Raw genomic sequence first — 11,757 nt, forward strand, 5'->3', positions numbered from 1 at the left:
TCTTGGCCGCCCGGTGCAGATTTGTTCACTGCGCGATGAATGATCCCGCACCATTCGAACATCCGACCTGGGCAGAGTGAACAAATTGCACGGGGAAAGGAGATTTGTTCACTGGATCGCAGAACCCGAGTGAACAATTTGCGGCAATCCCCGGCGCCCGCCGCTACTGCGACGGCCCCCCCTACATCTTGGGCAGGAACTGCTGCAGCTGCGGCCATGCGAAGGCCGCGGCGCCGACCAAAAGCGCGAGGACGCCGAAGATGAGGCCGAGCTTTTGCCCCGTGGACGAGCCGCCAGACCCGTCCTGTGCAGGAGCCGGCTGCGGCGCCGGGTCCTCGGGCAGCGTCACGCCCTTGCCTGAGTTCTCGATTTTGGCGTTGGAGCTGCGCTTGGACCCATCCGCGAACGTGGTCACCACGGAAAAGCCTGCGTCCGCGTAGGAATCGGTGGGCACCTTCGCCGTGATCACGCCGGTTTTTTCGTCGTGGCTCCAATCCCAGCCGCTGCCGCCGCCGGTGACATCCCACTTGGCGTCCGCGGGCAGGTCAAGCTCCCACCGGTTGAACGGCTTCAGCGTGATGGTCTGCCCTCCGTCGCCGACTGCGCTTTCGTACATGGGCTCGTAGAGGAAGGCCTCGTCCGGGATGAGGGTGATCTTCGGGGAGTACAGGTCGGTCGAGTTGTCCGGATACGTCACGCGAACGTCGATTGGCTGCGTGTTTTCCCCAGACTGCGGCGGGTTCGCGTCGTTGTGGTTAAGCTGCACGCGTAGCTTGTCGCCGCGCTTTTCAAGCTGCATCAGTTCCCTCGAGGTGTCCCGACCGGTCAACTTCCAGGTCGCGCCTCCCGGCAGGCCGAGCAGCTCGTACTCCACCGACGTGCTGTACCCGTCGCTCGGCACAACGTTTACGTGCCGCGGCGCCGGGTCGAAGTGGGGCGCGTACTCGTCGGCCATTGCGGCGGAGGCGGCGGGCGCGAGCAGGCCGGCGGCGACGACGACCACGGCCGGGAGTGCGAAGCGTTGCATGCGCTTATCATAACGGCATGGAACTTTCGCAGCGGTTGGACCTTGGCGGCTTGCTCACCGACGACTCGGATGCCCAAGAGCAGACGGAGGTGCGGGGCACGTTCGCGCGCATTGCGGAGCTCGTGGAGGATGTCTCCGGCGTCGAGCTTGAACCGGAAACAACGATTGACGGGAGCGGGATTTCGTCGTTAAGCCGTATTGAGCTCGCGGTTCGCATCGAGGAAGAGTTCGCAGTGCCTATCGACGAGCACGTCTACGCCCAATGCACCACCGCCCAAGACCTCGCCGACTATGTGGAGGAACACCAGTGATTTCGTACTTGACCGACATGGATGGCGTGCTACACCGCGAGGGCGAGATCATCCCCGGCGCAAAGGAGTTCATCAGCGCGCTGCACAGCGAAGACATCGATTTTATGGTGCTGACCAACAACTCGATCCAGACCCCACGCGACCTGTCCGCGAAGCTGATGCGCATGGGCCTGGACATCGAGCCGGAGCGCATCTGGACCTCCGCCACGGCGACCGCGAAGTTTTTGTCGCAGCAGGCAGGCGAGGCCTCCGCATACGTCATCGGGGAAGCTGGCCTGACGACGGCTTTGCACGAAATCGGCTGGATCCTCACCGACGCTGACCCCGACTTTGTGGTACTGGGCGAAACGCGCACCTACTCGTTTGAGGCGTTGACCACCGCGTCGAACCTGATCCGCAGCGGCTCGCGGTTCATCGCCACCAACCCGGATCTGACTGGCCCGGGGCCCGCGGGCGTGGTGCCGGCAACCGGGTCCGTGGCCACCATGATCACCGCCGTGACCGGCATGGAACCCTACTACGTGGGCAAACCGAACCCGGTGATGATGCGCTCGGCGCTGAACAACATCGGCGCGCACTCCGAGAACACGGTGATGATCGGCGACCGCATGGACACCGACGTCAAGGCCGGCCTCGAGGCGGGCATGCGCACCGTGCTCGTGCGCTCGGGCATTGCCGACGACTCCGAGATAGCCAAATACCCCTTCCGCCCCACCGCGGTGCTGGATTCAGTGGCGGACCTGGTGGAGCGGATCTGGGATCCGTTCGACGACGGGTTCTACACCGAAAGCGGCAGCAAGTAATCGCAGTCTACGGCGCGAGTTGGCGCGCCCTATTAACGAGCTTCACTGACAGCCGCGAAGTCTGTTTAACCTGCACTTCGCTTAGGCCGACGTCGCTGTAATTGGCCATCGTCTTGTTTTGTAGCACCGTGTTGAGTGCCTTCGCGGCGTCCTTTTCTCCAGCCAATTCGAGCATGCGCACCGCTTCGAAGTGATCACCAGAACGGTTGTATTCACCGGTCAGCGCTCCGCAAATAACGTCTCCAGCCCCGATCGCTGCGTTGATGTAGCTCGAGACCACGGCGTTTGCCCCGAACTCGCCTTCGGCGAACTGCGCCAACTCCAGATGCTCTTCTACGCGAAGCATTCGCTTGCGCAAGACAGCATCGTTAGCTTGCGCGGTCTTCCCCTTGCCCGCTCGTGGTGCCACCAATCCCCCTCAGAATCCCCCGAACTTCTTGCGGGTCACCGTATATGGTTTTGCCCTCGCCCGCTATGTTCTCAAGAATCGCGCCCGGGTTTTCCTGGCCGCGCGTCCACACGACGACGTTGGCGGGCACCCCTGTCCAGGCTTCTACCTGCCGGGATAGCTCATACGCTCCGCTTTCCGCTTGCACTGCCGCCGACTCACCGTCCACTAAAATGAGCAAGTCAATGTCGCTGGAATCCCCCATCTCGCCCCGAGCCGCCGAGCCGAAAAGTACGCACCCCGCCACGCTCACTGGCCAAGCATCCAGGGACTGCGCGATGCGGGAGTACAGCTCCTCGGTCGCGTGAGCGATTTTCTGGATCGGGCCAGCAAGCAGGTGCTGTTGGTTCAAGGAGTAGCCCCTCGCCTGCCCCAACACCCGCTCGTGAATGACCCCACCCTGAGCGAGCCGATCCAAACTACGGCGAACGCTGGAAAGCGACGGACCCGCCGCTAGACCGTAAACCTGCTGGGCAGTGAGCTCCACCGGCGCCCGGCCGAGTGCGAGCAGCACCGCTGCATCTGCGTCGGAGCAGATGGCAGTAAACGGGTTTTGGAGCTTCATAGTGTCAATTTTGACACGCGTGTGCCATTTTTGAAACAGCTGCGTCAAAACTGACACGGCCGAGCAGGCCCCGGGCCACCAGGCCTCGAGTTACACCGCGGAGTCGGACCCCGCGACGTAGAAGCGCTGCTTGTTCACGAACTCGTCCATGCCCAGGGGCCCAAGCTCGCGACCCAGGCCGGATGCCTTCACGCCGCCGAACGGCAGCTCGGCGCCGCGCGCCTGCGGGATGTTCACGTGGATCATGCCGGTGTCGACCTTCGCCGCGACCTTCTTGGCGCGCTCGGTGTCCTCGGACATCACCGCGCCGCCGAGACCGTAGCGCGAATCGTTGGCCAGCTCGATCGCCTCCTCCTCGGAGGAAACCTTGTACACCTCGGCCACGGGCCCGAAGAACTCCTCGTAGTAGGAGTCGGAGCCGACCGGAATGTCGGTGATCACGGCCGGGGTGATGTAGGCGCCCTTGCCGGTGACTTCGCCGCCGACGCGCAGGTTCGCACCCTCCTCGACGGCCAGGCGCAGCTGCTGCGCGAGTAGCTCCGCGGCGTCGCGGGAGGACAGCGGGTAGAACTCCTTGCCGTCGCCGGGGTTGAGCGGGTCGCCTTCGCTATACGACGACGCCAGGTCCACCAACGCCTGCACAAACTCGTCGTAAATGTCCTCCATGACGATCATGCGCTTGTTCGACGTGCATGCCTGGCCCACGTTGCCGATGCGCTTGTTCCACGCGGTCTGGGCGGCCTTAGCCACATCGGAAGAATCCAGCACCACGTACGCGTCGGTGCCGCCGAGCTCGAGCACGCACTTCTTCAGCGCCTGGCCGGCCTGGGAGGCGATGGTGCGGCCGGCGCGCTCGGAGCCGGTCAGGGACACGCCTTGGACGCGGTCGTCGTTGATCAGCGTGGAGACCTGCGAGTGCTTGGCGTACAGGTTCGTGTACAGGCCCTTTGGCGCGCCCGCCTCGTCGAAAATCTTGGCAATCGCGGCTGCGGAACGGGGGCAGATCTCGGCGTGCTTGACCATCACCACGTTGCCGGCCATCAGCGCCGGTGCTGCGAAGCGCGCAACCTGGTAGTACGGGAAGTTCCACGGCATGATGCCCAGGATCACGCCGAGCGGGACCTTGCGCATGACGGAGGTGCCGCCGCGCTGGTTCGGGATCTCCTCGTCGGCACCGAACTCCGCGCCGTTGTCGGCGTAGTAGTTGAAGATCTCCACGACGTCGTCGATCTCGCCGTCGCCTTCCTTGACCGATTTGCCCATCTCTTCTGCGATGATGCGGGTGAGCTCGGCGCGTTGCTCGTCGAAAAGCTTCGCAACCTTGCGAAGGACCTCGGCGCGCTCCTCGAAGCTCTTCTCGAGCCACTGCTTGAACGTGTCGTTTGCGGTGGCCAGCGCGGTTTCGAGTTCGTCGTCGGTGATGAAGTCGAAGGACTCGACGATCTCGTTGTTCTTCGGGTTTTGTACGCGGTATTTAGTAGACATGCGGCCCATCGTAGGAGCGTGGCGTGAGGCTCGCCACAAAATTTTTCTCGCGTGAAAGCCGGTCCATGGCCTGCGCAAACGGCTCGATCTCCTCGCGCGTTGCCAGGATCGTTTCGCGGCACGAGTACGTGCGGTCCGCGCGCCGCTGCCAGCGGGTGAACCAGATTTCGCCGGGCGCGCCGTCGGGAAGCAAAAGCATCTGCTTCTCGACGCTCCGTCGCTCCCGCACCGGCATCCCCTCAACGCAGAATGTCCACGCGAGTCGGGTGCGCGGGGCGCGGCAGGTGGGTGCGGCCAGTGTTGTCGTCATTGGTGGGGACCCTTCTTGCGGGCGCCTTTTCGGCGTGCCCGCATCGATGGCGGCACACTCCAACCCCGGTGACTAGGCGGGAGTGCCGCGGCGGTTGACTAGTCCGCGCGGCGGAGTGTGAGACGAGAGGTTCGTCTTCCCCAACGGCCTCTGATTTCTCTCGGCCGATATTGCTTCACACGAGTTGACTCGAGCAACCCTCAACCGCTGGTTGATCCCCCTATTTGCTCGAGCTTTGGTTGAGGTTGAGGGGACAGCGGGCGGGCCCATGCCTCGTGTCCCTTTTTGCCGCCCCACCGTAAACGCCGATATCGGCATTTACACCATCCGAGATGCGGCGACCTGGGTTTTTGCGGAGCCGCTACGGGTAAATGCCGATATCGTCCTTTAGCACCCCGCCCTACAGCAGCCGCACCGCCAGCACGCCGAGGAAGATCACCACCAGGCCCGCCAAGCGTGTCGCCGTCAGCGGATTCTTCCGCGCGCCGAACGCCCCGCGCGCCTCCAGCGCCTGGCCCGCAGCGATGGTGCCGGCGTTAAACGCGATCACGGTCGTGGCGGTGCCGAGCAGCGGCGCCAGCGTCGCGCCCGAGATCACGAACGTCGCGCCGACCAGGCCGCCGAGCCACATCCACCACGGCCCCGGACTGGGTTTGCGCGCTAGCTGGCGAGGGCTGGTCACCAGCGCCGCCACCAGCAGCAACACCGCCCCAACCGCCAGGTTGATCTCGCCGGCGTGCATGGAGGATCCGGCAATCGTGCCCAGGTAGCCGTTCACCGCCGTCTGCACCGCGGAGCCCACGCCAACCAGCACGCCGAGTGCTCGGAACAGCCACAGCTCCAGCCCCTCGGCGTCGCCCTCCACGGCTGGACGCTTCCCGGCGCGCAGCACCATCACGATCCCGGCTAGCACCACCACCGCGCCGAGCACGCGCATGAACGTCACCTCAAGCACCGGCGCGCCGAACAGGCCGAAGCGGTCGATGGCCAGACCCATGATCACCTGGCCCAGAATCGGCAGGACCACGGTCTGCACAGCGCCGAGGCGCGGGAACAGCAGGATGTTGCCGAGCACGAAGCACACCCCCATCGCGCCGCCGAGCCACACCCACCAGGGCGCACTCACACCGTCCGCGAACTGCGGCACGGGGTTGCCCTGCAGCACGGCCGTCGCAATCACGGCCACGCACAGCGCCACGGTAAACGAGATCAGCGCCGAGACCACCGGCTTGTTGCCCACGCTCAAGCGGAGTCGCGAGTTGGCCGCGGTCTGGATCGGAATCAGCCCGCCTACCGCGAGCGCAATGAGAAGAAGCACGGGCCTATGGTTTCACACTCGCCCGGCGGCTACTTCAGCCCGTAGGCGCGGTACAGCGCGGCAATGAACTCCTCGTGGGTGATGTCGCCATCGATGGCGGCGAGCTCGTCGCGCACGTCCTTGCGCGTCGGGGCGGAAATCAGGGTGGGGTTGGCGGCGCGCTGCCGGTACGAAACGGACGGAAGCTTGTCGCCGACCCGGTGCTTCACCCGGGTGAAATAGCTGTCCACGGGCGCGAGCGCCTCCACGCCCGGCACCGACCAATCCAGCCAGTACGCGGCCACACCCAGCGCAATACCGAGCAGCGCGGAAACGGCCAGGCCCACCGACTGCCAGCCGAGGTCGTAGAAGAGCTGCACGCTTATCGACGCCACTATCGCCGGGACCACGTACAACTGGCGGTCAACGAGAATGTTGGGAATCTGCCCGATCATCATCTCGCGGATGACCATCCCGCCCGTCGCGGTGAGAATACCCATGAGGATGCAGCCGAACCACGTCACGTCCGCACGCAGCGCCGTAACCGTGCCGGTGACCGCCCACACGCCAACGATGACCATGTCGCCGTGGAAGCGGAACAACTCCCAAGCCTCGCCCCCAATGGGCAGGACAAACGCGACCAGCGAGCCCACCAACGCGGTGCCGATGTACCACGGGTTCTGCAGCGCGCCCGCCGGGGTGGAGCCGATCAGGGCGTCGCGGATCATGCCGCCGGCCATGCCGGAGATGATGGAGATGACCATGAACCCGACGGCGTCGAAACGCATCCGCCTGGCCACAAGCCCGCCCATCAACGCGTTGAGGAACACGCCGATCAGATCCATCACGGCAAACGAAAAACCCACAGGGGTGAGCACGTTGTCGAAGTACATGCGCGCCATCGTAAAGGGGTTGGCGCGGCTGCGGGGCAGGTTTCTGGTTTAGCTTTTCGCCTCTGTGCTCTCCCCCACCTCGTTTTGCAGCATCACCCGCAGCGCCTGGACCAGCTGTTCGTCCGAGGCGCCCTCCAGCGCGTCGCGCACCTCCTTGCCGGACTCGGCCGGGCGTCGCGAGTCGGTGTCCACGCCCAACGCCTCGCCGATCTTCTCCTCGAGCGGGCGCTCGATGCGCTTGGTCTGGAGCCCCAACAGCTTGTCGCCGCCGAAGTACACCGCCAACGCAAACAGCGGCGCGGCAATCGCGGCGGCCAGCATGCCCTCCCACACCAAATCGAAGCGGTTGAGCACCAACATGATCACCGACGCGATGATCGCCGGGAACACCGTCATCTTCTCGCTGGTAAACAGCGCCGGGATCTGCCGCAGCACAACGTCTCGGGCGAGCGTGCCGCCGGTTGCGGTGATCACGGCCAGCAGCACGCACGGCACCCAGCTCAGCTCCGCGTTGAGCCCCTTGATCGTGCCGCCGACCGCCCACACGCCGATGGTGACCACGTCCGCGTAGAACCGGAAGTTCTCCCAGAGTTTGCCGCGCAGGGGCGCAAAGTACGCGATCAGCCCGCCGATCGTGGAGGTGATCAGGTAGCCGGGGTTGGTCATGGCGGCGGCGGGGCCGTCGTTAAGTATGGCGTCGCGCATGAGGCCACCGCTTAACGACGAAATCAGCGCCACAAACGCAAACCCCACAATGTCGAAGTTCATCCGCTTGGCCACGGTCCCGCCGATGGTGGCCGCCAACAACACGCCGGTGTATTCGAGGACAAAGTAAATAGTGCCCACGTCATCAGAGAAGTCCATGGGCGCCAAGGCTAGCTTTCGCGTGGGGGCGGCGTCTGGACGGGCGTTGGGGTTCGCTCGCCGTCACGTGGGTTTCGTACAGATGGTGAATGGTCGATGGTGAATTTCCGCTTTCAGGGCAGAAATTCACCATCGACCATTCACCATCTGGCACCGCGGACGGAGCGGTCGGAGCCGCCGCGCCTCAGCCCAGGCGCTCGACGGCGTCGACGACGAGGTCCCAGAACCGGTCCACGTCCAGGCGCGTCGCCACGGAGGTGGTGCAGGCGGCATCCGCGGCCGAGGCTTTCGGGGCGGCGCCCCCGCCCGGAACGCCGGACGCCAGCGCCGCGCCGAACGCGCGCAGGTCCGCCACGGTCCGCCCGCGCGTCAACGTGCCCGCGAGCTCCACCGACACTGGCACGGAAACGGTCTCGACCACGGTCGGGTCGATGACGTACGCCACCGCGCACGGGTCGTGGACCGGCGGGTTGTCAAAGCCCTGGGCGTTTTTGTAGTTGGAACGGAACGCGTCCACAAGCGCGGCCAGGAAGTCGCCGCTCGGCGTGCCCAAATCCCGAAAACGTTCCTGCACTGCGGGCGTCGCCAAGGCTTGGTGCGTCAGGTCCAGCCCGACCATGACCACGGGCCAGTCCTCGCCGAACACGATCGCGGCGGCCTCCGGGTCGACGGCGATGTTGAACTCCGCCGACGGCGAGAAGTTGCCGGCCCCGTACGCGCCGCCCATCAGCACGACCTCGCGCACCCGCGAGACAATGCGCGGCTCCAGGCGCGCAGCCAGCGCGATGTTGGTCAGCGGCCCGGTAGGCACCAGGGTCACGGTCCCCGGATCTTCGCGCATCAGCGTATCGACGATCCACTGCACCGCCCCGATCTCCTCCACCGGAACTGCGGGTTCCGGCAGGTCGAAGCCGTGGATTTCCATGCCGGTGTTGCCGTGGATGTCTTCGGCCGTGACGACGTCGTTAAGCAAAGGCCTCGTTACCCCGCGGTAGACGGGAACATCGCGCAGACCGGCGACCGTAAGCACCTGCTGCGCGTTGCGCGTGACGTGGTCGATGGTGTGGTTGCCGCCGACGGTGGTCAGGCCAAGCAGCTCGATGTCCGTGTTGCCGGCGGCGAGCAGGATGGCGACGGCGTCGTCGTGGCCGGGGTCGCAGTCCAGGATGATCTTACGCACGGGCAGCGACATCCTCCGCCGCGATCGTGTCCGGAACCGTCTCCGGCTTCGGGATGAGGAAGGACGCCGCGAACGCGCAGCCCAGCAAGATCGCGCCGGCGATCATGCCCGCGCGGTAGCTGCCGCCGGTGGCGGTGAACACGGCGAAGATGATGGTGAACGACAGGCCGGCGCCCAGGTTGAACGCGCCGCCGTTGAGCCCCGGCAGGTAGCCCTGGTTGTGCTTCGGCGCCAGCACCACGCCGAGGGAGCCGAGCATGATGTTGGCCATACCGGCGTAGGTGATGCCGGCGAGCAGCGACATCGCCAGCAGCATGCCGTGGGTGGCGTTACCCACGACGACCAGGCCAAACACCACGGACAGCGCAGCACCCGCGATGCCGATCTGCAGGATGATCTTGTAGCCCACGCGGCCTGCGAGCCAGCCGGAGATCGGGCCCATGGCCAGGCCGGCCAGGGCGTACGGGGTCAGCGTCCACCAGGACACGACGCCGGCGGACATGCCCGGGCCGGCCGCCGGGTCCTGCGCGAGGTTGGGCACCAGGCCGTTCATCACGGCGAACACGCCGGTCATGGTCAGGGTGGTGGTGAGCAGCAGCGCCCAGGTGCGGCGCTGGGACAGCAGGTCGGTGGACATCAGCGGGTGCGGGCTGGACTTCTCTGTGCGCCAGAACCACACCAGCGACGCAATGCCAATGACCAGCAGGAGGATCACCATGAACCAGTTCGCCGCGGCCAGTTCGCCGGCCATGTTCAGGGCGGTCAGCACCAGGCCGACGCCGACGACCAGGCCGACAACACCCTTCCAATCCATCGGCTGGAGCTGGTCAGACTTGGTCTCTTCCACGCCGTACTGCACGGCGAACACGGCGATCAGCGCGGAGGCGCCGATGACCCAGAAGAGGGAGCGGAACCCGAAGGAGTCGGTAAGCCAGCCGCCCAAAATCGCGTCAACGCCGGCGATGCCGCCGTTGACGGAGGTGAGGATGCCCACCAGGAACGCGAACTGTTTCTCCTCGCGCACCGCCTGGCGCAGCATCACCGACGTCAGCGCCACGGTCGGGCCGGACACGCCCTGGATCACGCGGCCGATGAACAGCATGGTCACGTTGGTGGCCAGCGCCGCGACGATGGAGCCGATGACGGTGACGATCATCATCCACACCAGCACCTTGCGGCGCCCAATCAGGTCACCCCAGCGCGGCATGAACAGCGCAAACACGGCCGCCGCGGTGAAAAACGCTGTCTGTGTCATGCCGATCTGCGCGGTGGTGGCGTTAAGCTCGAGCTCCATCGTGTGCAGCGCCGGCGCGAGCATGGAGGCGTTGAGCTGGAACGCGAAGACAGCGACCAGCAGCGCCGTCATCAGGGGCACGACCTGGCTGGTCGGCAGCTTCCGCCCCGCTGCTGGTGGCGGGGTGTTCGTCGTAGTCATGCGTGCAGTTTAAAACACTGCGCGCCGCGCGCCTACACGAAAAAGGCGGCGGCTACACCCGAAATGCGGGGGCATTTTGCCTATCGACGCCCACCTCACCGGCCCCCACTCCCCCGCCGAAAATTGCCGTTCACCCCAGCGCCTCCCACAGCGCCGTGTTGGTCTCCTGCCATAGCGGCTTTGCCCAGTCGCCGAACTCGCGGTCCGTGAGCACCACGCACGCCTGCCCGCCCGCGACCCACAGGTACGTCCCCGCCATGCCGAAGTGGCCGACGGTGTCTTCGGGCATGCCGTCGCCGGTCCAGTGCGGGGATTTCTCGCCCTTGATCTCAAATCCCAGGCCCCACTGGCACGGCTTCTGCATGCCGTAGCCGGGGACGACGCCGCGCAGGTCGCCGAATTGGTTAGAGAATGCCTCGCCGAGCGTCGACGGGTCCAGAAGACGCGGCGAGAGGAGCTCGGAGGCGAACGCAGCAAGGTCGCCGACGGTGGAGCGCCCGCCGTGGCCGGCCGAGCCGTAGATCTCGGTGGAATCCATGCCGAGGGGCTCGAACACCCCTTCGCGGGCATAGTCCGCAAACGCGATGCCGGTGGTTTCTTCGACGTGATCTGCGAGGATCTCGTAGCCGGCCGAGGAGTAGATGCGCCGCTCCCCCGGCGCCTTTTGCGGCTCGCGGGAATCGAAGCCGACGCCGGAGGCGTGCGCGAGGAGGTGGCGGATGGTCGCGCCGTCGGGCCCGGCGGCGTCGTCAAGCCCGAATGCCCCCTCCTCCACCGCGAGGAGCACCGCGTACGCGGAAAGCAGCTTGGTCACGCTGGCGAGCTCGAAGACCTTGTCCTGGTCGCCGAGCGTGGCTTCCGTGTCGCCGACGAGGGCCGCCGCGACGTTGTCCACCGGCCAGTTGCTGAAAAACTTCTCGAGCTCCATGCCGCCCACTTTACGTAGAAGTTCTGCTCACCTTCAGCTCTTTCTTGCTCGTACCGCCGCCACGCGTACCTGTTCAAGCTTTCGTCGGTTTTCCGGGGTGATCATGCGTCCAGACAGGCAAGAAGCAAACCGCCCCCCTTTAGGTCGAGCGACAGAACAACTGCGCCCTGATTACACGAAAACCCACACTAGCGTGTGGGTTTCGGAGTTG

13 protein-coding genes are annotated in these 11,757 nt (G+C 65.5%); 2 read left to right on the forward strand and 11 right to left on the reverse strand.

Annotated elements, in window-relative coordinates; translation table 11 throughout:
* Positions 1–181: 181 nt before the first annotated feature.
* On the reverse strand, positions 182–1,027 hold the full coding sequence (locus CAFEA_RS07970) for a Rib/alpha-like domain-containing protein (RefSeq protein ID WP_063938126.1): 846 nt from the start codon (positions 1,025–1,027) through the stop codon (positions 182–184).
* 17 nt (positions 1,028–1,044) lie between these two features.
* Between CAFEA_RS07970 and CAFEA_RS07975 the strand changes: the two genes are divergently transcribed.
* Together CAFEA_RS07975 and CAFEA_RS07980 are read left to right on the forward strand one after the other, a co-directional pair.
* A complete protein-coding gene (locus CAFEA_RS07975; RefSeq protein ID WP_063938124.1) occupies positions 1,045–1,338 on the forward strand; it encodes an acyl carrier protein in 294 nt (97 codons plus the stop codon).
* Positions 1,290–2,141: an HAD-IIA family hydrolase gene (locus CAFEA_RS07980; RefSeq protein ID WP_172796725.1), complete on the forward strand. Its 852-nt coding sequence runs from the start codon at positions 1,290–1,292 to the stop codon at positions 2,139–2,141. The genes CAFEA_RS07975 and CAFEA_RS07980 overlap by 49 nt, the downstream gene beginning before the upstream one ends.
* A gap of 7 nt (positions 2,142–2,148) precedes the next feature.
* On the opposite strand, the gene CAFEA_RS07985 is transcribed toward CAFEA_RS07980, so the two are convergent.
* The 10 genes from CAFEA_RS07985 to CAFEA_RS08030 form a co-directional block, all read right to left on the reverse strand.
* Entirely contained in the window at positions 2,149–2,499 is a 351-nt protein-coding gene (locus CAFEA_RS07985) for a hypothetical protein (protein WP_076590066.1), read from the reverse strand.
* Positions 2,500–2,509: 10 nt separating this feature from the next.
* Positions 2,510–3,154, reverse strand: a complete 645-nt coding sequence (locus CAFEA_RS07990) for a nucleotidyltransferase domain-containing protein (protein ID WP_076590063.1) — start codon at positions 3,152–3,154, stop codon at positions 2,510–2,512.
* A gap of 90 nt (positions 3,155–3,244) precedes the next feature.
* A complete protein-coding gene (locus CAFEA_RS07995) occupies positions 3,245–4,639 on the reverse strand; it encodes an NAD-dependent succinate-semialdehyde dehydrogenase (RefSeq protein WP_063938183.1) in 1,395 nt (464 codons plus the stop codon).
* Entirely contained in the window at positions 4,629–4,949 is a 321-nt protein-coding gene (locus CAFEA_RS08000) for a hypothetical protein (RefSeq protein WP_143313355.1), read from the reverse strand. Before CAFEA_RS08000 ends, CAFEA_RS07995 begins: the two co-directional genes overlap by 11 nt.
* A 400-nt stretch (positions 4,950–5,349) precedes the next feature.
* Positions 5,350–6,267: a DMT family transporter gene (locus tag CAFEA_RS08005; protein ID WP_063938116.1), complete on the reverse strand. Its 918-nt coding sequence runs from the start codon at positions 6,265–6,267 to the stop codon at positions 5,350–5,352.
* A 29-nt stretch (positions 6,268–6,296) separates the two neighbouring features.
* Entirely contained in the window at positions 6,297–7,139 is an 843-nt protein-coding gene (locus tag CAFEA_RS08010; protein ID WP_063938181.1) for a trimeric intracellular cation channel family protein, read from the reverse strand.
* Positions 7,140–7,187: 48 nt separating this feature from the next.
* Positions 7,188–8,003 (reverse strand): trimeric intracellular cation channel family protein, encoded by an 816-nt coding sequence (locus tag CAFEA_RS08015; protein WP_063938114.1) that lies wholly within the window; start codon positions 8,001–8,003, stop codon positions 7,188–7,190.
* A gap of 184 nt (positions 8,004–8,187) precedes the next feature.
* Positions 8,188–9,195 carry a uridine-preferring nucleoside hydrolase UriH gene (gene uriH / locus CAFEA_RS08020; protein WP_063938112.1) on the reverse strand — a complete coding sequence of 336 codons (1,008 nt, stop codon included), beginning with the start codon at positions 9,193–9,195 and terminating at the stop codon, positions 8,188–8,190.
* Positions 9,176–10,618 carry a uridine transporter UriT gene (gene uriT, locus CAFEA_RS08025; protein ID WP_063938110.1) on the reverse strand — a complete coding sequence of 481 codons (1,443 nt, stop codon included), beginning with the start codon at positions 10,616–10,618 and terminating at the stop codon, positions 9,176–9,178. Before uriT ends, uriH begins: the two co-directional genes overlap by 20 nt.
* A gap of 130 nt (positions 10,619–10,748) precedes the next feature.
* Positions 10,749–11,546 carry a serine hydrolase domain-containing protein gene (locus tag CAFEA_RS08030; protein WP_063938108.1) on the reverse strand — a complete coding sequence of 266 codons (798 nt, stop codon included), beginning with the start codon at positions 11,544–11,546 and terminating at the stop codon, positions 10,749–10,751.
* Positions 11,547–11,757: the final 211 nt, after the last annotated feature.

Source organism: Corynebacterium afermentans subsp. afermentans (assembly GCF_030408355.1).
In the GTDB taxonomy this organism is placed as follows: Bacteria; Actinomycetota; Actinomycetes; order Mycobacteriales; family Mycobacteriaceae; genus Corynebacterium; species Corynebacterium afermentans.